The organism is Roseimicrobium gellanilyticum, assembly GCF_003315205.1.
GTDB classification, from domain to species: Bacteria; Verrucomicrobiota; Verrucomicrobiia; order Verrucomicrobiales; family Verrucomicrobiaceae; genus Roseimicrobium; species Roseimicrobium gellanilyticum.
The window spans coordinates 86095-110713 of sequence record NZ_QNRR01000014.1; the positions used below are offsets into that span (position 1 = coordinate 86095).

20 protein-coding genes are annotated in these 24619 nt (G+C 61.0%); 15 read left to right on the top strand and 5 right to left on the bottom strand.

Annotated features, from left to right (window positions below):
- Nucleotides 1–39: 39 nt before the first annotated feature.
- From atpA to DES53_RS27640, 5 genes are all read left to right on the top strand, one after another.
- Entirely contained in the window at nt 40–1569 is a 1530-nt protein-coding gene (gene atpA / locus DES53_RS27620) for a F0F1 ATP synthase subunit alpha (protein WP_113961573.1), read from the top strand.
- A gap of 49 nt (nt 1570–1618) precedes the next feature.
- Entirely contained in the window at nt 1619–2515 is an 897-nt protein-coding gene (gene atpG, locus DES53_RS27625; RefSeq protein WP_113961574.1) for an ATP synthase F1 subunit gamma, read from the top strand.
- 42 nt (nt 2516–2557) lie between these two features.
- Entirely contained in the window at nt 2558–4018 is a 1461-nt protein-coding gene (gene atpD, locus DES53_RS27630) for a F0F1 ATP synthase subunit beta (protein ID WP_113961575.1), read from the top strand.
- Nucleotides 4019–4068: 50 nt separating this feature from the next.
- The gene (locus DES53_RS27635; RefSeq protein ID WP_113961576.1) at nt 4069–4485 is read left to right on the top strand and encodes a F0F1 ATP synthase subunit epsilon; all 417 of its coding nucleotides are present in this window, start codon (nt 4069–4071) and stop codon (nt 4483–4485) included.
- A 165-nt stretch (nt 4486–4650) separates the two neighbouring features.
- Nucleotides 4651–5589, top strand: a complete 939-nt coding sequence (locus DES53_RS27640) for a TraB/GumN family protein (protein WP_113961577.1) — start codon at nt 4651–4653, stop codon at nt 5587–5589.
- Nucleotides 5590–5733: 144 nt separating this feature from the next.
- On the opposite strand, the gene DES53_RS27645 is transcribed toward DES53_RS27640, so the two are convergent.
- A complete protein-coding gene (locus DES53_RS27645) occupies nt 5734–6198 on the bottom strand; it encodes a c-type cytochrome (protein WP_170157467.1) in 465 nt (154 codons plus the stop codon).
- 358 nt (nt 6199–6556) lie between these two features.
- Between DES53_RS27645 and acs the strand changes: the two genes are divergently transcribed.
- The gene (gene acs, locus DES53_RS27650; RefSeq protein WP_113961579.1) at nt 6557–8518 is read left to right on the top strand and encodes an acetate--CoA ligase; all 1962 of its coding nucleotides are present in this window, start codon (nt 6557–6559) and stop codon (nt 8516–8518) included.
- A gap of 25 nt (nt 8519–8543) precedes the next feature.
- Complete coding sequence (locus DES53_RS27655) at nt 8544–9521, top strand: hypothetical protein (protein WP_113961580.1); 978 nt, start codon at nt 8544–8546, stop codon at nt 9519–9521.
- Nucleotides 9522–9635: 114 nt separating this feature from the next.
- On the opposite strand, the gene ychF is transcribed toward DES53_RS27655, so the two are convergent.
- Entirely contained in the window at nt 9636–10751 is a 1116-nt protein-coding gene (gene ychF / locus DES53_RS27660) for a redox-regulated ATPase YchF (RefSeq protein ID WP_113961581.1), read from the bottom strand.
- Nucleotides 10752–10864: 113 nt separating this feature from the next.
- On the opposite strand from ychF, the gene DES53_RS27665 reads away from it, so the two are divergent.
- Complete coding sequence (locus DES53_RS27665; protein WP_113961582.1) at nt 10865–11323, top strand: hypothetical protein; 459 nt, start codon at nt 10865–10867, stop codon at nt 11321–11323.
- 82 nt (nt 11324–11405) lie between these two features.
- Entirely contained in the window at nt 11406–11747 is a 342-nt protein-coding gene (locus DES53_RS27670) for a ComEA family DNA-binding protein (protein ID WP_113961583.1), read from the top strand.
- A gap of 329 nt (nt 11748–12076) precedes the next feature.
- Here DES53_RS27670 and DES53_RS27675 read toward each other — a convergent pair whose 3' ends face one another.
- From DES53_RS27675 to DES53_RS27685, 3 genes are all read right to left on the bottom strand, one after another.
- A complete protein-coding gene (locus tag DES53_RS27675; RefSeq protein WP_113961584.1) occupies nt 12077–12517 on the bottom strand; it encodes a hypothetical protein in 441 nt (146 codons plus the stop codon).
- A gap of 80 nt (nt 12518–12597) precedes the next feature.
- Complete coding sequence (locus DES53_RS27680; RefSeq protein ID WP_113961585.1) at nt 12598–13089, bottom strand: MGMT family protein; 492 nt, start codon at nt 13087–13089, stop codon at nt 12598–12600.
- 25 nt (nt 13090–13114) lie between these two features.
- Nucleotides 13115–14428, bottom strand: coding sequence for a putative sensor domain DACNV-containing protein (locus DES53_RS27685; RefSeq protein WP_211325716.1), 1314 nt, complete (start codon nt 14426–14428; stop codon nt 13115–13117).
- 190 nt (nt 14429–14618) lie between these two features.
- On the opposite strand from DES53_RS27685, the gene DES53_RS27690 reads away from it, so the two are divergent.
- The 6 genes from DES53_RS27690 (at nt 14619) to DES53_RS27715 (ending at nt 24613) form a co-directional block, all read left to right on the top strand.
- Nucleotides 14619–15152: a sigma-70 family RNA polymerase sigma factor gene (locus DES53_RS27690; protein ID WP_113961587.1), complete on the top strand. Its 534-nt coding sequence runs from the start codon at nt 14619–14621 to the stop codon at nt 15150–15152.
- Entirely contained in the window at nt 15149–16624 is a 1476-nt protein-coding gene (locus DES53_RS27695) for a LamG-like jellyroll fold domain-containing protein (RefSeq protein WP_113961588.1), read from the top strand. The genes DES53_RS27690 and DES53_RS27695 overlap by 4 nt, the downstream gene beginning before the upstream one ends.
- Before the next feature lie 9 nt (nt 16625–16633).
- On the top strand, nt 16634–19396 hold the full coding sequence (locus DES53_RS27700; protein WP_113961589.1) for a PSD1 and planctomycete cytochrome C domain-containing protein: 2763 nt from the start codon (nt 16634–16636) through the stop codon (nt 19394–19396).
- Nucleotides 19393–20877, top strand: a complete 1485-nt coding sequence (locus DES53_RS27705) for a DUF1501 domain-containing protein (RefSeq protein ID WP_113961590.1) — start codon at nt 19393–19395, stop codon at nt 20875–20877. The genes DES53_RS27700 and DES53_RS27705 overlap by 4 nt, the downstream gene beginning before the upstream one ends.
- Before the next feature lie 79 nt (nt 20878–20956).
- Nucleotides 20957–23119 (top strand): PSD1 and planctomycete cytochrome C domain-containing protein, encoded by a 2163-nt coding sequence (locus DES53_RS27710; protein ID WP_113961591.1) that lies wholly within the window; start codon nt 20957–20959, stop codon nt 23117–23119.
- Between the two features lie 18 nt (nt 23120–23137).
- Nucleotides 23138–24613, top strand: coding sequence for a DUF1501 domain-containing protein (locus tag DES53_RS27715; protein WP_113961592.1), 1476 nt, complete (start codon nt 23138–23140; stop codon nt 24611–24613).
- Nucleotides 24614–24619: the final 6 nt, after the last annotated feature.

Consider the following 24619-nt stretch of genomic DNA (forward strand, 5'->3'; position numbering starts at 1 on the left):
GGCCAGTTTCAGAATCCTACTTCAACCGCAGTCAAATCCATGAGCAGCATCCTCCAGGAAATCGAAAGAGAAATCGCCGGACTCAAGACGGCTGTCACCAGGTCCAACGTGGGCGTGGTTCGTGAAATCGGGGACGGCGTGGCGAAGGTCGAAGGCCTGAGCGATGTGATGCTCAACGAAATGATCGAGTTCCCCGGCGGCCTGTACGGTCTGGCGCTGAACCTCGAAGAAACCGAAGTGGGTTGCGTGCTTCTCGGCTCCGGCGAAAAGATCAAGGCTGGCGACGAAGTCAAGACCACCGGTCGTCTCCTCTCCGTTCCCGTGGGCAAGAGCCTCCTCGGCCGCGTGGTGAACGCGCTCGGCCAGGCCATCGACGGCAAGGGCGACATCAAGGGTGACGCTGAGTACCCGGTCGAAAAGATCGCTCCTGGCATCATTACCCGTAAGTCCGTGTCCGTTCCCGTGCAGACCGGCATTCTCCCGATTGATGCGATGATTCCGATTGGCCGCGGTCAGCGCGAGCTCATCATCGGTGACCGCTCCACGGGCAAGACCACCATTGCGGTGGACACCATCATCTCCCAGGCGAAGCAGAACAAGGCTGCCGAACAGGGCAAGCTGCAGGGCCACAAGCCCCTCTACTGCATCTACGTCGCCATCGGCCAGAAGCAGTCGAACATCGCCCGTGTGGTGAAGACGCTCGAAGAAGCCGGCGCCATGGAATACACCGTGATCGTCAGCGCTTCCGCTTCGGACTCCGCGGTGAACCAGTACCTCTCCCCGTACACGGGCTGCGCCATCGGCGAATGGTTCATGGACCAGGGCCAGGACGCTCTCATCGTGTTCGATGACCTTTCCAAGCAGGCCGTTGCTTACCGCCAGGTGTCCCTGGTGCTGAAGCGCCCCTCCGGTCGTGAAGCCTATCCCGGTGACGTGTTCTACCTCCACAGCCGTCTGCTTGAGCGCTCGGCCCGTGTGAATGAAAACTACGGTGGCGGTTCCATCACCGCTCTCCCGATCATCGAGACGCAGGCCGGTGACGTGTCCGCGTACATCCCGACGAACGTGATTTCCATCACGGACGGCCAGATCTTCCTCGAAACTGACTTGTTCTACCAGGGCATCCGCCCCGCCATCTCGGTGGGTCTCTCGGTGTCCCGCGTGGGTTCCGCCGCCCAGACGAAGGCCATCAAGAAAGTGGCCGGTACCACCAAGCTGGACCTCGCGCAGTTCCGTGAACTCGCTGCGTTCGCCCAGTTCGGTTCCGACCTCGACGCTGGCACGAAGGCCAAGCTCGACCGCGGCGCCCGCATCGTGGAACTCTTCAAGCAGCAACAGTATCAGCCGAAGAGCCTCCCCATCATGGTGGTGACCCTTTACGCGATGCAGAACGGCTTCTTCGATGACGTGCCGGTGGACCGCGTGCGTGAGTGCCAGACCAAGCTGGAAGAATACTTCACCACCCGCAAGGAAGCCCTCCTCGACCGCATCGGCAACGAGAAGGCCCTCGACAACGTGGCGGACGAACTGAAGACCGCGGTCACCGATTTCAAGGCGACCTGGAAGTAAGTCCCTCCTGCTGCAGTCTCCGGTCTCAAATTTCGAATCTTAGCGCCCAATGCCCTCCACCCGCGACATCCGCCGCCGCATCAAGTCGGTCAAAAACACGGCCCAGATTACCAAGGCCATGCAGCTCGTCGCGGCTGCGAAGATGAAGAAGGCACAGGATCAGGCCACCAACGGCCGTCCCTATGCCGAGCTTCTGAACAAGGTGCTGGTGAGTCTGCGTGAAGGCATTGAGGAAGGCAGCCATCCTTACTTTGTGGAAGGAAAGGGCGGCAAGACCCTCGTCATCCTCATCACGAGTGACAAGGGCCTGTGCGGCGCGCTGAATACGAACCTTCTCAAGAAGCTCATCGCAGCCGACCTGCCGGGCGAAGTGGAGTTCGTGACAATCGGCCGCAAGGGCGCCCAGTCCCTCTCCCGCCTGCGCAAGAAGCTCATTGCCGACTTCCCCATCAAGGATCCCGCGAAGTTCCTGGAACTCCGCACGGTCGGCAACTTCGTGCAGGAGAAATTCCTCACGGGTGAGTACGCGAAGGTCCTCGTCGCCTTCAACAACTTCATCAACACGGTGACCATCGTCCCCACGGTGGAGCAGCTCCTTCCGGTCAATCCCGTGACCCTCGGCGGCAAGCGGGACTTCGAAGGCATGAGCGGCGTCTACCAGCCAACAGAGCAGCAGGCTGGAGACAATCCGGAGTACATCTTCGAGCCGGATGCCCGCACGGTGTTTGAGACCATCCTGCCGCAGTATGTAAACAACACGCTCTGGCAGATGCTTCTGGAAGCCCGCGCGTCCGAGCACTCCAGCCGTATGGTCGCCATGAAGAATGCGACCGACAACGCGAAGCAGCTCATCAAGGACCTGACCCTCGAGTACAACAAGCTCCGCCAGGCTGCCATCACCAACGAACTTCTCGAAATCACGACCGCCAAGATGGCGCTCGAATAGCCGCAAAACCCAGAGCGCCCAACCTTTCAAACGACAACTCACATGAGCAACATCGGCACTATCGTCCAAGTCATCGGTCCCGTGGTGGACGTGGATTTCTCCGCGGCAGGCAAGCTTCCCGAAATCTACAACGCGCTGGAGATCAGTTACGATCTCTCCGGCAAGGCAGTTCGCCTTGTGTGCGAAGTGCAGCAGCACCTTGGTGATGGTTGGGTCCGCAGCGTGGCCATGACCTCCACCGACGGCCTTCGTCGTGGCATGAGCGTGACCGACACCGGCGGCCCCATCACGGTGCCCGTGGGTGAAGAAGTGCTGGGCCGTATCTTCAACGTGACCGGCGACCCGGTGGACGACCAGGCTCCCCCTCCCGCCAAGAAGCGTTACCCGATTCACCGCAAAGCTCCCTCTCTCGTCGACCAGGACCCCTCCGCCCAGATTCTTGAAACGGGCATCAAGGTCATCGACCTCATCTGCCCCTTCACCAAGGGTGGCAAGGTCGGCGCCTTCGGTGGTGCCGGCGTGGGCAAGACGGTCGTTATCATGGAGCTCATCAACAACATCGCCAAGGGCCACGGTGGTTACTCCGTGTTCGCCGGCGTGGGTGAGCGTACCCGTGAAGGTAACGACCTTTACTGGGAAATGATTGAGTCTGGCGTTATCGCCACTGAGAAGGACGAAAAGGGCCATCCCAAGAAGGATTCCCAAGGTCGCCCGGTGCTCAAGGACGGCTCCAAGGTGGCCCTCGTGTACGGCCAGATGAATGAGCCTCCCGGCGCCCGTCTCCGCGTCGCTCTCTCCGCCCTCTCCATGGCCGAGTACTTCCGCGATGAGAAGAACCAGGACGTGCTCTTCTTCGTGGACAACGTGTTCCGTTTCTCCCAGGCCGGTTCCGAAGTGTCGGCGCTCCTTGGCCGTACGCCTTCCGCGGTGGGTTACCAGCCGACGCTGGCCGCTGAAATGGGCGCCATGCAGGAACGAATCACTTCCACCAAGCAGGGTTCCATCACCTCCTTCCAGGCGGTGTACGTGCCGGCGGACGACCTTACGGACCCCGCTCCTGCCAACACCTTCGCGCACCTTGACTCCACGGTCGTGCTTGAGCGTTCCCTCGCTGAGCTGGGCATCTACCCTGCGGTGGACCCCCTCGCCTCCGTGTCCAAGGCGCTGGCCCCGGAAATCGTGGGTGAAGAACACTACCGTGTGGCCCGTGGTGTGCAGCGCGTGCTGCAGCGCTACAAGGACCTTCAGGACATCATCGCCATTCTCGGCATGGATGAACTGAGCGACGAAGACAAACTCACCGTGTTCCGCGCCCGTAAGATTCAGCGCTTCCTCTCCCAGCCGTTCGCGGTGGCGGAAGTGTTCACCGGCGTGCAGGGCGTGTACGTTTCCGTGAAGGACACCGTGAAGGGCTTCGCCGAAATCCTCGACGGCAAGCATGATGACGTGCCCGAAGGCAACTTCTACATGAAGGCCGGCATCGACTCCGTGAAGAAGGCGTAAGCCTGACGACCCATTCTGGTTCCTGACAACGATTCCTCCAATAGCAACCCATGCCTCTCCAGCTCGAAATCGTCACTCCTGAAGCCCGGATCTTCTCTGGAGAGGTGGATTCGGTGGTGCTGCCTGGCTCCGATGGTGAGCTGGGCATCCTGCCCCACCACGTGCCTCTGGTCACCACGCTGAAGCCCGGTGAGCTGGTCTATTCCCAGACCGGCAAGTCGGAATACTTCGCTGTGGGCACCGGCTTTGTGGAAGTGACCGGTGGACGCGTGTCCGTGCTTACGGACATGGCCAAGGGCGAAAGCGAAATCGATGAGAAGTCCGTTGAGGACGCCCTCAAGCGCGCGCAGGAACGCCTGGAATCCATCAAGCACGATTCGGCTACCGAAGAGGTCGCGATGGTGCAGGCCATGATCCAGAAATCCATGGCTCAGCTCCACGTGAAGCGCCGCCGCAAGAACGTCTAAACCAGCGCGACACATCCGGTCGTCACTCTCATTCGATTCCACGCAGGAGGCAGCAATGCCTCCTGTTTTTTTGGCCGGGAGGCTTCCCGAGTTCTGAGCGCTTTTTATCTGGTTTTGCCTTTCAATTCCCGTTACTCATAAAGCGCACTCCTTTCCTCGTTCGCAATGCCCCGCCGTCTTCCGCTACTGCTCTGCCCCGCCATCGCACTGATGATGCTGGCGCCTGTTTCCTGCAGCAAGGAGCCAGCGAAAGGCCACGCCGGCCCTTCCAGCGTCTGGCGCGTCGAGAAAGGCGGAAAGCACATCTATGTCGGCGGCACCATCCACCTGCTGCGCGACAAGGATCATCCGTTGCCGCAGGTCTTTGATCAGGCGTATGCCGACAGCTCCAAGCTCATCTTCGAGCTCCCGCCTGACGCGGATGAAGATGGCGCCATCATGGCGCGCATGCGCGAAATGGGCGCCTATGGCGAAGGAGACGACCTCGCCACGCATGTAGAAAAAGACACCCTGAAAAAGGTGCATGCGTGGAGCGACCGGAATGGCTTCTCCCGGGAAGCGGTGGACAAGCTCCGCCCCTGGTATCTGGCATTGACCGTGTCTGCCACCGAGTACAGCAAGATGGGTGCAAACCCCGCCAATGGTGTCGACGCCCACTTCGAGGAACTGGCGAAGAAGGATGGCAAAACCGCCGCCGGACTCGAATCCATCGAGTTCCAGCTCAGCATCTTCGCCAACCTCAGTGACAAACTTCAGGAGGAACTGCTCCTTCAGACATTCACCGAAGCGCAAACTGCCGCCAAGGATTTCGAGGATCTCATCGCCGCCTGGAAATCCGGCAACATGCCGAAGCTACAGGAGTTTCTGTTCCGCGATGCGGACAAGTACCCCGAGCTCATGGAAGACTTTCTCTTCAAACGGAACAAGGCCTGGATCCCGCCCCTGATGAAATATCTGGAGAAGGGGGAGACCGTGTTTGTCCTCGTGGGTGCCGGGCATCTCGGTGGCGAGCAGGGGGTGCTCAACCTGCTCAAGAAGGAGGGCTGCACGATCACGCAGCTCGGGGTGGCGGAAGCACCCACGGCGAAGCCGCGCAGTGAGTAGCGCCTCAAATGGGGCAAGAGTGTCCCCATTGAGGGTGACACGCGCCTTTCATTCGAAACATTTTCCTGCCATCTTAGAAAGACCGAGGGGTGCGGAGTGGCACCACGACCCCTGACAATCTTCCTCTCGGGATACCGAATACGCTTACGCCGCCTTCTTCAGGCTGCGCAGGTACGCCACGACGGCCTCAGCTTCATCACGCTTGAGACGATACGGAGGCATCGGCGGCAGGACAGGCGCTCCAGACGGGCGCTTGCCGCTCATCATGAATTCGACCGCCTGCTCATCCGTGGTCATGGTGGGCAGACCAGCGATGGGAGGCGCGACAGGGTTCCACGGCATCTCCACCAAGGGCTTGAATCCAAGGGGCGCGCCCTGCAGCCATTTGCTCTTGTCGAACTCCCCGCTGGGCAGGCGTGCGGTGTGGCAGTCCGCACAGAGGCCAATGTTCTCCACGAGATGCTTGCCGCGTTCCACCTTGGACTGAAGCGACCCATCATGGAGGGTCACAGATGAGCCCGCCGTCAGGCGTTCACACTGGGTGGTGGCAAGGGTGGCCGCAGTCAAAGCCGCGAGACCAACGGTGAGGGGGAGGGTGAGCTTCTTCATTTCTGAGCATGGGATGTGCTGCCTCCGCAAATGCTCCGCCCACGCGCCCTGATGATGGGAACGGAGGCTGGGAAAATGCGGATTCACAGGGTTCATGTGGGCACGTTCGCGGGCGTGACAGAGAAAATTAAGGTCCGCGCCCACCTAAAACCTCCCTCCCAAGCGGTGCTTTTGTGACCGGGTTCACTGCCTCTGTGCCAGCCGCGACCTTTGCTGAAAGGCCACCCCACTGGGGCGCGATTTGTTTTCCCCGCTCTGAGGACCGGCTCTTCTGCTGATCTTCATTGACGCGGGGAAGGTCATTTCCCATCATCAGACCCCTCACAAATCCGTCAGTCGTTTCCCAACCGCCGTCCACATGAGCTCCGACTTCAAGTCCGTCCTGCACGAAACCCGCGTGTTCCCCCCGTCCGAGGAATTCAAGGCCAAGGCACGCATCAGCAGCATGGAGGAGTACAAGAGGCTGCATGAAGAGTCCCTGAACTCCCCCGAGACCTTCTGGGGCCGTGAAGCGGGCGAACTCAAGTGGCAGCAGCCCTGGACCCAGCTCCTCGACTGGAAGCCCCCCTTCGCGAAGTGGTTCGTGGGCGCCAAGGTGAACGTCGCAGAAAACTGCGTGGACCGTCACGTGGAAGCCGGACGTGGTGACAAGGTGGCCATCCTGTGGGAAGGCGAACCCGGAGACACCCGCAGCATCACCTACAGCCAGCTCAAGGATGAGGTGTGCAAGTTCGCCAATGTGCTTAAGGCGCAGGGCATCAAGGCCGGCGACCGCGTGCTCATCTACATGCCCATGGTGCCGGAAGCCGCAGTCGCCATGCTGGCCTGCGCGCGCATCGGCGCCGTGCACAGCGTGGTCTTCGGTGGCTTCAGCTCCGAGAGCATCAAGGACCGACTGCATGACAGCGGCGCCATCGCCGTGGTCACTGCGGATGGCGGCTATCGCCGTGGCAAGGTGGTGCCTCTCAAGGCGAATGTGGACACCGCGCTGAGCGGTGGCGAGTCCAAGGTGGAGAAGGTCATCGTGCTCAAGCGCACCGGCCAGGACATCGCCATGCAGGCGGGTCGCGATGTCTGGTGGCACGCCGCAGAAGCGGAAGTCGATGCGAACTGCCCAGCGGAAGGCTTCGACTCCGAGCATCCCCTCTTCATCCTCTACACCAGCGGATCCACCGGCAAGCCGAAGGGTATCCTGCACACCAGCGGTGGTTACCTCGCAGGCACGTATCTCACCAGCAAGTACATCTTCGACATGCGTGATGACGATGTGTACTGGTGCACCGCCGACGTGGGCTGGATCACCGGACACAGCTACATCGTGTACGGCCCGCTCGCGAATGGTGTGACCGCTCTCATGTACGAAGGCGCTCCTGATACGCCACACTTCGGTCGCTTCTGGGAAATCGTGGAGAAGTACAAGGTCACCATTCTCTACACCGCACCCACCGCCATCCGCGCCTTCATCAAGTGGGGCGATGAACATGTGACGAAATATGACCTCAGCAGCCTGCGCCTGCTCGGCAGCGTGGGTGAACCCATCAACCCCGAAGCCTGGATGTGGTACCATCAGGTCATCGGCGGTGGCCGCTGCCCGATCGTCGACACCTGGTGGCAGACCGAAACCGGCGCGATCATGATCACTCCGCTTCCAGGCGTGACTCCCACGAAGCCCGGCACGGCCACGTTGCCCTTCTTCGGCGTCGACGCCGCGGTGCTCGATGACGATGGCAAGGAAGTGGGCCCGAACGAAGGCGGCAAGCTCGTCATTCGCAAGCCCTGGCCCTCCATGCTGCGCACCATCTACGGTGATGCCGAGCGCTATGAGCAGACCTACTGGGGAACCTATCCCGGCATCTACCTTGCCGGTGACAGCTCACGCCGCGATGAAGATGGTTACTTCTGGATCATGGGCCGTATTGACGACGTGCTGAACGTCTCCGGTCACCGCCTCGGCACTGCTGAAGTGGAAAGCGCCCTCGTGAGCCATGCCTCCGTCGCGGAAGCCGCTGCCGTCGGTCGTCCCGACGAGATCAAGGGACAAGCCGTCGTCGTCTTCGTCACGCTGAAAGCCGGCGTGGAAGCCAATGACGGTCTCGCCAACGAACTCAAGAAGCACGTGGGCAATGTCATCGGTGCCATCGCACGCCCGGATGATGTACGCTTCGCGAACGTGCTGCCCAAGACGCGCAGCGGTAAGATCATCCGTCGTCTCCTCAAGGAAGTTGCCGCGGGCGGCCAAGTGAAGGGCGACACCACTACCCTTGAAGACTTCGGTGCTGTGGCGGCACTGATGCAGTCGCAGGGGAAGGATGAGGAATAGACGGTAGCAACTCCATCGCGAGCTTATGAAAACAGCCACTCTTGTCCTCTTCATGACAGGGTGGCTGTTTTCTTTGGTACACGGCCAGAATGCCAGTCCCCAACCACCAGTCTTGGGTGTTGGCGAGTTCCTCGCTCTGGAGGTCCCCAAGTACAAGGTTGAACGCCTCACCCTTGAGGCCACAGTGGCAAAGCTGGAAGAGATGGCAAAGCTGCAAACAGGACAGGGAGTCCCTTCCATCAAGGTCGTGCGCTACGGGCAGACTGTCTCGACCGAAGCCAATCCGTGGGAGGAGCGAGAGCTCCTGACATTGGAGGTAGAACGGGATTCGGTGGCGAATATCCTCAACTACATCGGCGAGCTGACCGGCTTCGTGCGATATGCCGACAAATGGCAACTGGGCCTATTCCAGGTACCGCAGCTCCCTGAGAGATCATCGACTGCATCTACCGCGCCCTCTGGCAGCATGAGCATCGCCCAATTCATGGCTTTCAAGGTGCCGGAATTTCAGTGTGTGAATGCCTCCAGCGCCGAAGCGGTTTCGAAATTGAGGGAGGTGGTGTCAAAAGCCTCAGGCAAACGGAGTCCAGTGATAGGCGTGGTGGACTATGACACCGACGCGAAACGCGAACGGCCTCCTGTACGTCCGGAAGATATCCCTCGCGTCACTCTGGATCTGAAGGACACCGCGGCGGGTGAGCTTCTCCGCTACATTGCGGAACTGAGTTGCCGGAGTACGAGATTTACCGATTCGTGCATCGGCCTTCGAGACATACTGGGGCTGTACCATCCCAAGGCCGTTCGGGAATTCCGCCTCAAGGAAATCACTGCCGTATGGGGAAAACCTCAAAAGCCCATTGCAGGATGGTTGCAAGACATCCTGCCCGTGCCTCTGGCAGATGTCGTGGGCGTGAATGAAAGCACCGGGCAAGTATTCATCACCTGCCCGCCGGAATACATGAGATCCGTCCTGCAGCCACCCAAGAGTGAAAAGCGAAAATGACGGCCTCCTTGGTCTGATGCGGAAGTCGACAGTGTAAAGGAAACTGCGAGAGAGAATCTCTCTCGCACACAAGATAGCACCCCACTGACCGCCGAGGCTCGGCGGACTACTTTCTTAGACGTTGAAGCGCCACTCGACGACGTCGCCGTCCTTCATGACGTATTCCTTGCCTTCGATGCGGAGCTTGCCCTTTTCGCGGCACTTGGCGTAGGAGCCCAGTTCGGCGAGGTCATGGAAGGCAACGATTTCCGCGGCGATGAAGCCACGCTCGAAGTCGCTGTGAATCACGCCGGCTGCCTGCGGAGCCTTCATGCCCTTGGTGATGGTCCAGGCGCGCGTTTCCTTCTCACCGGTGGTGAGGTAGGTCTGCAGGCCGAGGAGCTCAAAGGCGCCCTTGATGAGGCGGGAGACGCCGCTGTCCTTCACGCCGAGGTCGGCGAGATAGGCTGCAGCTTCTTCGCCGGTGAGGTCGATGAGCTCGCTCTCGATGGCAGCGCTCACCACCACGGCGGACGCAGCGTGGGCATGGCTCACGTATTCGCGCACCTTGCTCACCATGGGATGCTTGTCCGGGTCATTGCTGGCCGCGGCGAGCTCGTCTTCAGAAACGTTGCAGGCGTAGATGACCGGCTTGCCGCTCAGCAGGAAGAAACTCTTGAGCAGCTTCGCCTCATCGTCCGAGCACTCGAGCGTCACGGCGGGCTTCAGGGCGTCAAAGTGGGGTAGCAACCGTTCACACAGGGCCAGTTCGGCCTGCGCTTCCTTGTTACCGCGCTTGGCTTCCTTTTCCACGCGCCCTTTGCGCTTGGTGATGCTCTCCATGTCCGCGAGGATGAGCTCGGTGTTGATGACCTCGATGTCACGCACCGGGTCCACACTGCCGTCCACGTGGTGGATGTCGGAGCTCTCGAAGCAGCGCACCACGTGCACCACGGCATCCACTTCGCGGATGTGACTCAGGAACTGATTCCCCAGGCCCTCGCCCTTGCTGGCGCCCTTCACGAGGCCCGCAATGTCCAGAAACTCAATGGCTGCCGGGATCAGCTTCTGCGAGCCGCTGATCTTGCTCAGGACTTCGAGACGCTCGTCCGGCACGATGACGACGCCCTGGTTGGGCTCGATGGTGCAAAAGGGATAGTTCGCCGACTCCGCCTTCCTCGTGCGCGTGACCGCGTTGAAGAGCGTGGATTTTCCGACGTTGGGGAGACCGACAATACCTGCGCGTAACATGGGGCGCGGAGCTTACCGAGAAGCGGGCCGGGTGCGAGGGGAAAATGAGTCACCCTCGCCGGGTATTGACACCTGCGGCCTGCCTATACCTATTGAGCTGAACCTTGCCACCCATGGACGACCTTCCAAGCATCCCAGCACTGATCCAGCGGACGAAGGCCCTGGCGGCACTCGACCTCATCATGTCCCCGGAGTGGGCCTTCCGTTACTTTTCCTTCAATTGCACATGGGCCGCAGGCGAGCAGATGGCAAGCATGCGGGACGGCTCCGGCGACGATTGGTCCCTGGTCTTTCACAAAGATGGATGGAGTGGCCTCAAAGGACTGACTCATGAGTCCGACGCGTGGAGCGAAGGAGGCGCGGAACTCTCGGCCGCCTTGCAATCAGTCATTCCGCCCACACTCCGCACCTTTGCGAGTGAATACTATGAGGTCGAGATCCCCCTGAAAGTCGTTACGAAGATTTACACCCTCGCCCCCATCACCCGTGAGATGGTGAAGTCCCTGAATCCGGCCATCACGCTGAAGGACATTCAGGCCGAACTTCGCGATGGGATTGGCTACCCGGTCTGATAGAGACCGTTTCGTCACGCGCGGCGAACCCACCGTAGGGAACCGCCTTGCGTCCCATCGCCGGCACTCGTACCATGGCCCCATGGGCGATCTCTACGACGACAGTGTCTTCAAAAGACGTGAGGAGGCCAATCAGCAACAGGCCAAAAGCCAGAACCTCCTTTTCATCGGCGTCATCATCCTCGTTCTGCTCGTCGCAGGTGGAGCCTATCTCTGGAAGCTGAAGTACAGTCCCGCGAACCGCATCATCAACATCAACAAGGCCTCCGTGGAGGAGTTGCAATACCTCCCGGGAGTCGGACCTGCAGTGGCGAAGGACATTGTGAAGGGCCGCCCGTATAAGACGCCTGAAGATCTGAAGAACGTGAAGGGTATCGGCGACAAGACCTACGAAAAGATGGCCCAGCGTGTGAAGGTGGAATAGGCGAACTCCGCTGGGAGTGGCGGAGCTTGCTCTTCGTGCAGTCACCTTCAACGGTCTCGATCACGAGGAAGCTGCTGGTGACGCCTCTGGAGCAGCTGGTGGAACATGGCTTTGCCTGCCAGATGAAAGAGGATGGTGCGTCAGGGGTGGCGGACAAGAGTGTCCACGCTCCTTTGAAATGCCCGATGCCTCACTCTCACACCAAGACCTACTTCCAGCGCTTCTTGGTATTGGAAGCCATGGGAACGCTTCACGGCAGCAAGCTGCCTGCGGAAAGCTGGAGCAAGCTCCAGCACTCCAAATTCTGGCGCTTCGCCGCCTGCAGACTGCTAGCTCTCCCGGCCCTCGCGATACCCCTTCGTGTATCCCTTCCGGAAGTCGGACTCAGTCACGGGCGAATACTTGTGCTCGTGTCGCTGGTAGTAGGGACTGCGGCCGTTCTCAGCATCGGAATGACCAGCGTCATAGCCTTCGCTGTAGGCCCTGTCCTTGATCTCATCATTCGCATCGGCCTGGTCTTCGCCCGTCTCGTAGCCGAGATCATAGCCGCGCTCATAGGCATCCTCGGTGGCCTTGGAATATTCGAAATGATAGCGCTCGTAGTCGTCGTCACGACCGCGGCGTCCGTCTTGGAAGCCTCGATGGTAGCCCTGGCGATAGGCGGACTCCTTCGCACCTCGATACGCATCGCTGCCCGGCGCCGGGGCGGGCCGGGAGGTGCAGGAAGCCAGCAAGGCTATCAGCAGGAGGAGGAATGCGGAGTGCTTCATGATCGTTTCGTGCTCGTTCGGGCAATGGGGCGCGGGAAAAGTTCGGCTGTATCTTACACGCTACAAGCCGGGCAGTTTCGTCAGGCCTTCAACAAATCTTCGCACGTGGCCACCTTCTTCTCAAAGTCCTTCACGAAACTCCGCTTCCCCTTTTGCACCACGGTGTGCCCCTCTGCTTCCAGGAGTTCCTTCAATTCTCCGATACCGCCCGGGTATTTCGGATTGAGCTCGCCGCCCAGCTTCAGAATGCGCCAATAGGGTGTGATACGCCTTGCCCCACCGGCCGCTGATTCCGCGGCAGCGTGCGCGGCAATCCAGGCGAAGATACCCGTGGTGACCGGGCACGCCGTATTCGTCTCATGCTTCCGGGCGAGCGCCTCGCGCAGATCATTGATGGTCGTGACGCGGCCCTTGCGCACCCGTTGCATCAAGACATCCACCTCCCTTGGCGCGCCGATGACAAAGGTCCCGGTGCCCCAGCTCTTGATGAACTTCTCCGGAATGGGGGCCACCTTCGGCAGTCCCTTGTCATCCTGCAGCTTCTCGTTCCAGGTCTTCTTTGGCTTCGGCATGGACGTGGTCGTGTAATGTCTGAACTTAGATTGCCGTGTGCAGCCAGAAGGTCACGGTATCATTCACATTTGCGATCATGCGCACCTGGCCGTCCTGGGAGATGACATAACCCACCGCCTGGGGTTCCACAGCGCAGAGCCTGTAGAGAGAGCGGTGCCGGGTGCCATCGCTCTGCACATTCCAACGGCTCACCTGCGTGCGCTCCAGGTCATGCGACTGCTCCACATGCACGACATTCATGTCCACGCGGATCTCGCCACCGAAGCCCACGACATTCAGTCCATGCTCCAGCACGAGTGCGCCATCCACCTGCATCATGTCTGAGTACATGCGCGCGAGTTCAAAGAAGGACTCCTCCAGATTGTCCAGCTCCGGATCCGTGCTCTTTTTGAAGCAGCTCCAGGCATCTTCCACGCTGGATCCTTCCGGGCACAATTCCCCAAGCCGTCGCAGCATCGCCTCGATGAGGAACTTCACGCGATTGCCCGCGGATTCCGTGGAGGCGAGGTACTTGCAGTCGATCCATCGCTCCGCCGCGGACTGCGACTCCTCCGCATTCCTCTTCATCGGGAAGATGACCAACGTGCCCCCATGTCCACTCGAGCGCACCAGGCTCACGATGCGTCTCAGGAACTGCAGCGCGATGCGATGAATGAGCTCCGCATACGCTTCGATGGTGAGCGTTTCCGGCAGCCGGTGGGACCAGCTTTCCCGCGCCAGGCGATGCCGCAGATCCGCAAAGCGCTCGCTCATGAGACGCGACTGGAAGACATCCATGCGCGGTCCGTGGAATTCGCGGCCACGCCACTCCGCGAGCAACTCGTAGTTCTGGTAAAAGAGCAGCCATCCCGGATCACGCACATGGATGGTGGGGTAAGGCATGGTGATGCCCCCTGGCTTGCGACCACCAGCCATCAGGTTCAACCACCGGGGTCCGGTATTCAGCAGGCCCCAGATGCGGAAGCCGCGGTCCTTCTCCGGCCATACCGCGATGAGCGAGTGGAAGAAGCTTGCCGCAGGACTCAACCGCTTGATTTCACCCGCGGTGAAGGCGTGTGTGCTGGCGAAGCGAATGGCATGAATCCCGTCCGGCGGTCCCTCCTGCGCGGTGAAGCCCTCCGGTGGTGCGATGATGATGCGCGCCCGCACCACCCGGCCCTCTTCCTTCAGCAGGCTCGCGGTGTAGAGGAGGTCACACAGGGCCCGGATCTCTCCAAGATCGGGCGAGTCCTCCCGGCCACCCACCATGTGCGAGATCTGCGCCACCAGACTGGCCAGGGATGGCTCCGGTCCAGCCAACGAAGTCACAGGTCGGATAGCAGGGGTAAGAGTGGCCATGTTGCAAAGTGAATACGTTCAACTGGCTGATTGGAACGCCGCCAACGCATGACTGCTCAATCTGACACTCCGGTGGGTGATCCGTCAATTGACGTGACGCAGGCCATGTCAGGAGCGAATTCGGCCTCTTTGTGTGAAAAAGTGCGTTAAATCCGAAGCGTTCCCGGAGATAACAGCGTGAGCCCCTCGCATGTCTCCCTCTGAAAACGAACGCCATCATCGATTCCTCCGAGCCTTCACGGCGCAAGAGCCGGTCATCCGTGCGTATGTGCGTCGCTTGCTCCCGACACGGGCAGACGCTGACGACGTGATGCAGGAGGTCTCGGTCGTTCTTTGGGACAAGTTCGACTCCTTCCAGGCCGATGGCGATTTTCGTTCATGGGCCTTTGGCGTGGCCCGCTATGAAGTGCTCGCCTGGCTGCGAGACAAGGGTCGCGACAAGCTGGTGCTGGACGAAACGGTGGTCACGAAGCTCGCGGATGAGTCCGCCGAGCGTGAGCCGCATCTGGAGCGCCAGCGCGAGGCCCTGGAAGCCTGCATGCAAAAGGTGCCGGCCGACCAGCGCATCCTGCTCATGCAGGCCTACCAGCCCCAAGCGCGCATGCAGGAAGTGGCGGAAGCCAGCGGACGCACCAGCGCCGGATTCTATCAGTGGCTTCACCGCATGCGTCGCATGCTGATGGACTGCATTCGCCGCGCTCTGGCGCAGGAGGTATCCTCATGAAGCTGGATATGGAACCCCTGATCCATGCCTACATGGATGGCACCATCTCTCACGATGAGATGGCCCGGCTCAATGCCCTGCTGCTGGAGAATGCCGAGGCACGGAGGGAGTTCGCAGAGTTGCTGAACATGGACTCCGCGCTCGCTGCTTTGGCGGCGGGTTGGGAGGAGGAAGCATTGGAGCAAGCGCAAACCGGCCGCTCGACTGCGCCCTCCGCGCATCGCGCGCCGTGGCTCATGGCGACGGTATGCGTCGTCATCTTGATGGTCGCCGCGGGGTGGTGGTGGCAGGTCGCGCATCGCCCTTTTGCGACCGTGGAGAGCGTTGCGGGAGCAGCGGCCTTCCAGCCAGGCGCCTCATTGCATGGGGAATTGCACGAGCTGCATGCAGGCACACTCTCGCTAATCACGCGACGGGGAGCCCATGTGGTGATTGAAGCGCCTGCGTCGTTCCGATTTGAGTCGGCTCAACGGCTGCGGATTTCACGGGGGCGTCTCGCGGCAGATGTGCCGCCTTCGGCCAAGGGCTTTACGGTGGTGACGCCGTCCGGCGATGCCATCGACCTGGGCACGCGTTTTGGTGTCGATGTGCCCGCACAAGGCGCGGCGGAAATTCATGTGTTCCAGGGCGAGGTCATCGCCAAGGCCACCGGTGCCAGGCAGCAGCAGAGCCTGCGTGGTGGAGACGCCGTGACCATGGACCAGGGCTCCAGCACCACGCGTGAACTGCGCAATGCCGCCTTCATCCAGCCGGATGAGGTCTCTTCGCTCAAGGCCGGGCTCGCAGCAGGGCAACGAACACGCGCGGAAGCTGCGCTGCAGCAACTGCGGGAAGACCCTGCACTCATAGCCCTAATGGATTTCGAAGCGGAGGCGATGCCAGGCGAAGGTGTGTACCGCATGGTGCAGGGCCGCTGGCCCGGATCACGTGCGCCCGAGTTTGTGCAGGTAGGTGACCATCTGAAACTGGACGTCGGCGGCGATCGCTCCTGGCCTCAACTCACCCTGGCCGCATGGGTGCGCATTGATCGACTCGGTGAGCCGTATCAATCGCTCCTGCATACAGATGGATGGAGCAAAAACAATCCCGGCCAGGTGCACTGGATGATCACACAGGAGGCCGTCATGCGCCTCGCCCTGATCGGAAACACCCTGGCTCCCGGAGCGGATGAGCGTCAGGGCTATCCCGATTCCCGCACGCCGGTGCTCCCCGAGCAGGGACGCTGGATGCATGTGGCCGTGGTTTATGATTCCGCGAAGAAGAGCGTGCGCTTCTACCTCAACGGCAGGCTCGACAAGGAGACCCGCCAGGAGATTGCCCATCCCGCTCGTCTCGGTCCCGCACAGATCGGGAACTGGAACCAGAGGGATCGCAAGCTCAGTGGCCGCGTGGATGAGTTGCTCATCCTCGGCCGCGCCATGACCGATGACGAGGTGCATACCCTCCACACCGCTGGAAACCCCTACCGTTGAGATCCGACCATGTTGCCCAGAGTTTTGTTTGCCATCTCCAGCGCGGTTGTTTCCCTCAGCATGCTCCCGCATGAGGCTCGGGCCGCGCCAGTGGACTTTGTGCGGGAGGTGCGGCCCATCTTTGAAAGGCACTGCTACGACTGCCACGGAGAAGCCAAACGGAAATCTGGTCTGCGACTTGATGTGAAAGCTGCGGCCCTCAAGGGCGGCGACAACCACGGTCCTGACATCATTCCCGGCAAGGCCAAAGACAGTCCGCTGATTCACTTCCTCATCACCAAAGATGAGGATGAACTCATGCCACCGAAGGGCGGGCCTCTCTCTGCTGCTGACATCGATACCATCACGCGTTGGATCGATGAAGGCGCGCTCTGGCCGGACGGTGTGGATCTGGTGAAGGTGCAGGACAAGACAAATCACTGGAGTTTCAAGCCAATCGCTGTGCCCGCTGGCGAACACTCCGTCGATACCTTCATCACTGCAAAGCTGAAGGAACATGGTCTTACCATGGCGCCTGAGGCCGATCGCGTGGCCTGGATTCGGCGTGCCACCTTTGACCTCATCGGTCTGCCACCCACACCGGCACAGGTGGACGCCTTTGTGAAGGATACCAGCCCGGACGCGCATGCGAAGGTCATCAATGTTCTCCTGGAGTCACCACGCTACGGCGAACGCTGGGCGCAACACTGGCTGGATGTGGTGCGCTACGCGGATACGCATGGCTTCGAGGTAAACACGGAAAGGCCCAATGCCTGGCCCTATCGGGACTACGTCATTGATGCGTTCAATGCGGATACGCCGTATGACCAGTTCATCCGCGAGCAGATCGTGGGAGATGCCACGGGCAAGGATGCGGCCACGGGATTCCTCGTCACGGCGTCCGTTCTTCTTCCAGGGCAAATCGGAAAGGACGAGCCTTCGAAGCGACTGGCGCGGCAAGATTCACTGGATGAGATTGTGATGAACATCGGCCAGACCTTTCTCGGTCTGAGCGTGGGTTGCGCGCGTTGTCACGATCACAAGTTCGATCCCATCTCACACCATGACTACTACGCCATGCAGGCCTTCATCGCCGGCGTCGAGTACGGAGACCGCGACCTGCACACCCCTGAGGCAAAGGGAGCCCGGCAGGAAGCCACCCGGAAGAAGACTCAGCTGGCAGCCATCGACAAACGCCTGGCAGACTTCATCCCGCTGGCCAAAACCGGCGCCTCTCGTGCCCCCATTTCGCCCAAGGAAAACGTGGACCGCTTTGCGCGCGTGAAAACGAAGCGCCTGCGCTTCACCATTGAAGCGACCAACAATCTCGAACCTTGCATCGATGAACTGGAAGTCTTCAACGTCACCGGCAACAACATCGCTCTGGCGACGGCAGGTGCCACCATCACATCCTCAGGAGACACCGTGGTCGCAGATCGTCATGAGCTCCGCTTCCTGAACGACGGTGTCTATGGCAACTCGCGCAGCTGGATGTCCAACGAAACAGGCAAGGGCTGGCTGCTGGTGGAGTTCGCGGAGCCGCATGAAATTGACCGGGTGAAGTGGGGGCGTGATCGAACGGGCAGATTCAAGGATCGCCTCGCTACCGCATACCGGATCGAGATCGAGCAGCATGAGGGGCAGTGGGGCATCATCGCGGATGATGGTGATCGCCAGAAGCCCAGCATCGATGACAAAAAGCCCGTTGCCTTCTCCACGAAGGGGCTCAGCAAAGAAGAGGCTGCCGAGGCTCGCAAACTCATGGGCGAGCGTCGTCCCTTGGAAGCCGCGATCAAGAGTGCTGAGGAAGGTGGCAAGGCCTTCGCCGGAAAGTTCCGCACGCCGGATGAGATTCACCTCTTGAGCCGTGGTGATCCCGAGCAGCCGAAGGAACTGGTCACACCCGCCGTGCCAGTCGCTCTCGGCACGTTGAAGATTCCCAACGAGACCCCAGAGCAGGAGCGCCGCCAGGCGCTCGCTGAATGGATCGTGCGGCCGGAGAATCCCTTCACAGCGCGAGTCATGGTCAATCGCATCTGGCAGGGACACTTCGGTATCGGACTGGTGGAGACGGCAAGTGACTTCGGCCGCAGTGGCATGGCGCCCTCGCATCCGGAGCTGCTCGACTGGCTCGCGCAGGAATTCATTCGCTCCGGCTGGTCCGTGAAGCAGATGCACAAACGCATCATGCTCTCCGCGGCCTACCGTCAGGCAGCACGTGAGAATGCCACTGCGTCTGCGATCGATGCGGATGTGCGCCTGCTCTGGCGCTTCCCCACGCGACGGCTCGAAGCGGAGGTCATTCGAGATTCCATGCTGGATGTGGCAGGCAAGTTGAACTTGAAAATGCGCGGTCGCGGTTTTGACCTTTTCGACAAGCGCGGCGGATTGAGCGGTTTCATACCCGTTGAGTCCTTCACCGGCGATGGCCTGCGACGTATGATCTATGCGCACAAGGTTCGCCGCGAACGTGAGGCAACCTTTGGCGCCTTTGATTGCCCGGATGCTGGACAGAGCACGGCACGTCGACGTGAGTCCATCACGCCCATCCAGGCGCTCAATCTCTTCAACAGCCGCTTCACGCTGGAGCAATCCGAGGCCTTCGCCCTGCGCGTGAAGCAAGAAGCGGGCGAGGATGCAACCGCGCAAATGCGCCACGCCTGGCGTCTTGCCCTGGGACGAGAGCCTTCTCCAGAAGAGCTCAGCGACTTCACGCCCCTCATCCGTGAGCATGGTCTCCCAGCCTTGTGCCGGGCCATTTTCAACAGCAACGAGTTTCTCTTCGCACCATGATACACCACACGGACAAGGCTGAGCACCTCTCTCCTGCGGGCCGCACGCTGCTCGATCGACGGCGTTTCCTCACCAGCAGCGCCAGTGCACTTGGCTCCATCGCACTTACCAATTTGCTGGGCCTCGATGGCCTGCTTGCCGCTTCAACGCCGGGAATCACCATCGATCCTGCCAGGCCCTATGCGCCACGTCGCACGCACTTTCCTGCCAAGGCGAAGAACGTCGTGGTCATCTTCTGCGCAGGCGCCGTGAGCCAGCTCGAAACGTGGGACTACAAGCCCGAGCTCATCCAGTGGGATGACAAGCCCCTGCCTGGGGGACCCGCCGTGACCTTCCAGGGCCCCGCCGGCAATCTCGCGCGCCCGCAGTACGCCTTCCGCCAGCGTGGTCTGACCGGGAAATGGGTGAGCGACATGATCCCGTACCTCGCGGAGCTCACGGACGATCTCGCGTTTGTCCATTCACTGACGAGCAAGTCCAACACCCACGGTCCTGCCGAGAACTTCCTCTCCACCGGTTTCGTGCTGGACGGCTTCCCCAGTCTCGGCGCTTGGACCACGTATGCCTTGGGTAGCGAAAGCCAGGAGCTGCCCGCCTATGTGGCCATCCCGGATCCACGCGGCGTGCCGCAGAATGGCTCCAATAACTGGGGTCCCGGCTTCCTGCCCGCCGCTTTCCAAGGCACGACCATGAGTTCGAAGGAACCTGTGCGCCATCTCGTCGCTCCCGGGATATCGAGCGCGCAGGATCGGGCCGCTCGCACCGCCCTGCAGCGCATGAATGCCCGCCATCTCGCCCAGCACCCGGGCGATGGCAAACTCGCCGCCCGCATCGCCAGCTACGAACTCGCCGCCCGCATGCAGCTCAGCGTTCCTGAAATCAATGACCTCAGCTCCGAGCCTGCACACATTCTGAAGCTCTACGGTGCGGATGATGTGGCGAATCCGGACAAGGCCGCCTTCGCGCGGAACTGCATCCTCGCCCGTCGCCTCATCGAGCGAGGCGTGCGGTTTGTGCAGCTCTTCAACGGTGCCTACGCCAGCGGCGGGAAATTGAACTGGGACGGGCACAACGCGCTCAAGGAGCAGTACGACATCCACGCGCCCATCATGGACCAACCTGCCGCTGCTCTCATCCGTGACCTGCGCCAGCGCGGTCTGCTGCAGGATACGCTGGTGGTGTGGTGCACGGAGTTTGGCCGGATGCCTTTTTTCCAAAAAGGAGCCAAAGGCCGGGACCACAATCCGGATGGCTTCACCTGCTGGCTCACCGGCGCCGGCGTGAGGCCAGGCGTGAGCCACGGCGAAACCGATCCGCTGGGGCAGAGAGCCGTGAAGGATGTGCATCCCCTCTACGACTTCAATGCCACCATCCTGCACCTTCTGGGCCTTGATCACGAAAAGCTCACCTTCGAGCACAACGGCATCCAGCGCCGCCTCACCAATGTGGAGGGGCATGTGATTCACGAGGTGCTGGCGTGAGGGAGGTCCACGCGAGAATCGTCCGCAAACTCGCGAGAAGAATCACACCCTCTGGGTGCGTTCTCCCTATTCCCTCGGCATGCGGTTTTTCCTGTCTTTCCCGCTCCTCACTCTGGCCGCTTCTGCGGCTGGCGGTGGTACGGCGTGGGCTGAGGGCAAGTCTGTCGGCTTCAACAAGGACATCCGGCCCATCCTCGCCACGAAGTGCTATGCCTGCCATGGGCCGGACGAGGACAAGCGTGAGGGCGGGCTGCGGCTGGACGTGCGTGAGGAGGCCGTGCCTGCCGCCATCAAGCCGGGCGATCCGGATCACAGCGAAGTGTGGGCCCGCATCATCACGCATGACCCGGATGACGTGATGCCGCCGCCGTCTTCGCCGAAGCAGCTCACCGAAAAGGAGCGCTCGTTGCTCAAGACCTGGATCCAGCAAGGTGCGAAATATGAGGAGCACTGGTCCTTCCTGCCCATCACGCGGATTGCGCCGCCGCCAGTGAAACAGGTCGCTGGCGTACGCAATGCCATCGACCTCTTCATCCGTGCGGAGCTGGAGAAGCATCATCTGCCCATCTCCCCTGAAGCGGATCCCATCACCCTGCTCCGCCGCGTCTCACTGGATCTCACCGGCCTGCCCCCCTCACCCACCGAGGTGAAAGCCTTTCTCAGCGACAAGCGACCCGATGCCTACGAGCGCACCGTGGAGCGGCTGTTGGACTCACCCCATTTCGGCGAACGCTGGGGACGTCATTGGCTGGACATGGCCCGCTATGCGGACAGCAATGGTTTCCTGGGTGACGCCGTGCGCCCGAACGCCTGGCGCTACCGCGACTGGGTCATTGACGCCATCAATCGCGACTTGCCCTTCGATGAGTTCACCATCGAGCAGCTCGCCGGCGATCTCCTCCCAGACGCAACCGCCACGCAGCGGGCCGGCACCGGCTTCCACCGCAACGCTGCGCTGAACACCGAGGCTGGCGTGGACAAGGAAGAGGCGCGCTTCCAGAACCTCGCGGACCGCGTGAATACCACCGGCCGTGTCTGGATGGGCCTCACTCTCGGCTGCGCCCAGTGCCACACGCACAAGTATGATCCCATCACCATCCGGGACTACTACAGTACCTACGCCTTCTTCAACAACACGGTCGACAAGGACGAGGAGGGAACGAAGACGCCTACCCTCAACGAGGTGGATAAGAAACGCCGCGAGACCTACGTGCATATGGCAGGTGACTATGCGCGCCGTGGTCCGACCGTCGTGCCAGCCAGCCTTTCCGCACTGCCGAAACTGAAACAACCCGCGGTGGGAGAAGCCACACGGCTCGACTTTGCCCAGTGGCTTGTGTCCCCAGAGCATCCTCTCACGAGCCGCGTGGCAGTGAATCACGTCTGGAGCAAGCTCTTCGGCGTGGGCATCGTAGCCACTCCGGATGACTTCGGCGTGAGCGGCGAGTCCCCCTCTCATCCCGCGCTGCTGGACTGGCTTGCCACGGAGTTCATACGCAACGGTTGGAGCCGGAAGGAACTCATCCGCCTCATTGTGAACTCTGCCACCTATCGCCAGTCATCCGCCCATCGTGAAGACCTGGTCGATGTCGATCCGCTCAACCGCCTGCTCGCGCGACAGAATCGTCTGCGACTGGAAGCCGAGGTCCTGCGCGATGCCGCTCTCACCACCAGCGGACTCCTCACACGCAGCATCGGAGGGCAGAGCATCCGCCCGCCGTTGCCTGGTGACATCTTTGATGTGGGGCGCTCGGTGAAATGGGAGGTGAGCAAGGGGCATGAGCGCTATCGACGTGGCCTCTACATCCTCACCATGCGCAGCATTCTCTATCCGATGCTCACCACCTTCGACGCACCGGATGCCGCCGATGCCTGTGTACGCCGTGAACGCAGCAATACTCCTCTGCAGGCACTGACGATGATGAATGATCCCGTCTTCGTGGAAGCAACGCAGGCGCTCGCGCTTCGTGTCACGCGTGAGAGCAAGCGAGACACCACTGCGCGGCTTAAACATCTCTTCCGCCTCTGCATGATGCGTGAACCGCGTGCGGATGAAATGGAACGGCTCCGCGAGTTCCATGCGGAGCAGGCAAAACGCGTTCGCGCCAGCGGCAAGGAGGCGCTCTCTGTGCTGGGCATCGTCAAGGACGCTACACCTCCAGCAGATGCCCAGGACACCGCCACCCTCATCGCGCTCGCCCGTGTGCTCATGAATCTGGATGAGTTCATCAATCGCGAGTAGCTGAGCCGACACCGCACCATGTCTCCCGCCGAATACTTCACCCAGACGCGCCGCGATTTCCTCGCGACCTCCGCGTGCGGACTCGGCGGACTGGCCCTGGCGTCGCTGTTCCAGCAGGATGGCTTGCTCGCCTCGGAGTCCGTCCCATCCAATCCGCTCGCCACGCGCAAGCCGCACTTCGCGCCGAAGGCGGAGCGCTGCATCTTCATCTTCCTTGAAGGTGGCCCGAGCCAGATGGATCTCTTCGATCCGAAACCGCTGCTGAACAAGTATGACGGTCAGCCCCTGCCGGACTCGCTGGTGGGTGATCAGAAGTTTGCCTTCCTGCAGAAGGAGACGGCCACCGTCATGGGCACGAAGCGGGTGTTCAAGAAGCATGGCCAGTGCGGCATGGAGATCTCCGATCTGCTCCCGCATATCGCCACCTGCGCGGATGACATCGCGCTGGTGCGCTCCATGCACACCACGCAGTTCAATCATCTGCCCGGCCAGCTCATGCTGAACTGCGGCGCGCCGTTGCTCGGCCGTCCCAGTCTTGGCTCATGGGTGACGTATGGCCTGGGCAACGCCTCGCAGGAACTGCCCTCGTATGTGGTGATGGTGAGCAAGGGTCGCGGCCTGCCCGGTGGGAGTTCCACGTGGTCCAGCGGCTTCCTTCCCTCTCCTTATGGCGGTGTCATGTTCCGCAATGGCGCCTCGCCTGTGCTGAATCTTTCCAATCCCGATGGCATCACCACGGAGATGCAGTCCGCCAGTCTCGGTGCGCTCAATGACTTGAATCGCCTGCGCCATCGCTACGTGGGGGATCCGGAGATTGCCAGCCGCATCAACAGCTACGAACTCGCGTTCCGCATGCAGAGCGCGGCTCCGGAGTTGGTGGACATCAAGGGCGAATCCCAGTCCACGCTGGAGGCCTATGGCATCAATCGCTCCGAGCCCCCCATCAAGAGCAACCTGGGCGGCATCGGTTTGTATCAGACTTTCTCACGCCACTGCTTGCAGGCGCGGCGCATGGTCGAGCGTGGGGTCCGTTTTGTGAACATCATCCACGCCTCGTGGGATCATCACAGCAGTCTGGATCCGCAACTCGCGCACAATTGCCAGATGGTGGACCAGCCCATCGCGGCACTGCTCAGAGACCTGAAACAACGTGGCCTGCTGGATACCACGCTCGTGGTGTGGGGCAGTGAGTTCGGCCGCACAGCGCTGGGTGAGAATCGCCCCGGCTTCAAGAAGGTCACGGGACGCGATCATCATCCCGGGGCCTTCAGCCTGTGGATGGCCGGAGGTGGCATCAAGGGTGGCCAGGTCTATGGGGAGTCCGACGACTTCGCGTGGAAGGTCGCGCGCGACCCTGTTTCCATCCACGACTTCCACGCCACGATCCTGCATCTCTTTGGCATGGATCACAAGAGACTCACCTACCGTTTCCAGGGGCGCGACTTTCGCCTTACCGATGTACACGGCGAGGTGGTGAAGGGGTTGCTGGTGTAGCCGCAG

Bases quoted from the DNA above. Each gene is read 5' to 3' on its own strand.
- atpA (WP_113961573.1), top strand. From the start codon at position 40: ATGAGCAGCATCCTCCAGGAAATCGAAAGAGAAATCGCCGGACTCAAG.
- DES53_RS27695 (WP_113961588.1), top strand. From the start codon at position 15,149: ATGAAGCTGGATATGGAACCCCTGATCCATGCCTACATGGATGGCACC.
- DES53_RS27685 (WP_211325716.1), bottom strand. From the start codon at position 14,428: ATGGCCACTCTTACCCCTGCTATCCGACCTGTGACTTCGTTGGCTGGA.
- DES53_RS27680 (WP_113961585.1), bottom strand. From the start codon at position 13,089: ATGCCGAAGCCAAAGAAGACCTGGAACGAGAAGCTGCAGGATGACAAG.
- DES53_RS27670 (WP_113961583.1), top strand. From the start codon at position 11,406: ATGGGCGATCTCTACGACGACAGTGTCTTCAAAAGACGTGAGGAGGCC.
- DES53_RS27655 (WP_113961580.1), top strand. From the start codon at position 8,544: ATGAAAACAGCCACTCTTGTCCTCTTCATGACAGGGTGGCTGTTTTCT.
- DES53_RS27665 (WP_113961582.1), top strand. From the start codon at position 10,865: ATGGACGACCTTCCAAGCATCCCAGCACTGATCCAGCGGACGAAGGCC.
- DES53_RS27705 (WP_113961590.1), top strand. From the start codon at position 19,393: ATGATACACCACACGGACAAGGCTGAGCACCTCTCTCCTGCGGGCCGC.
- ychF (WP_113961581.1), bottom strand. From the start codon at position 10,751: ATGTTACGCGCAGGTATTGTCGGTCTCCCCAACGTCGGAAAATCCACG.
- DES53_RS27710 (WP_113961591.1), top strand. From the start codon at position 20,957: ATGCGGTTTTTCCTGTCTTTCCCGCTCCTCACTCTGGCCGCTTCTGCG.
- DES53_RS27645 (WP_170157467.1), bottom strand. From the start codon at position 6,198: ATGAAGAAGCTCACCCTCCCCCTCACCGTTGGTCTCGCGGCTTTGACT.
- DES53_RS27715 (WP_113961592.1), top strand. From the start codon at position 23,138: ATGTCTCCCGCCGAATACTTCACCCAGACGCGCCGCGATTTCCTCGCG.
- DES53_RS27635 (WP_113961576.1), top strand. From the start codon at position 4,069: ATGCCTCTCCAGCTCGAAATCGTCACTCCTGAAGCCCGGATCTTCTCT.
- DES53_RS27690 (WP_113961587.1), top strand. From the start codon at position 14,619: ATGTCTCCCTCTGAAAACGAACGCCATCATCGATTCCTCCGAGCCTTC.
- acs (WP_113961579.1), top strand. From the start codon at position 6,557: ATGAGCTCCGACTTCAAGTCCGTCCTGCACGAAACCCGCGTGTTCCCC.
- atpG (WP_113961574.1), top strand. From the start codon at position 1,619: ATGCCCTCCACCCGCGACATCCGCCGCCGCATCAAGTCGGTCAAAAAC.
- atpD (WP_113961575.1), top strand. From the start codon at position 2,558: ATGAGCAACATCGGCACTATCGTCCAAGTCATCGGTCCCGTGGTGGAC.
- DES53_RS27700 (WP_113961589.1), top strand. From the start codon at position 16,634: ATGTTGCCCAGAGTTTTGTTTGCCATCTCCAGCGCGGTTGTTTCCCTC.
- DES53_RS27640 (WP_113961577.1), top strand. From the start codon at position 4,651: ATGCCCCGCCGTCTTCCGCTACTGCTCTGCCCCGCCATCGCACTGATG.
- DES53_RS27675 (WP_113961584.1), bottom strand. From the start codon at position 12,517: ATGAAGCACTCCGCATTCCTCCTCCTGCTGATAGCCTTGCTGGCTTCC.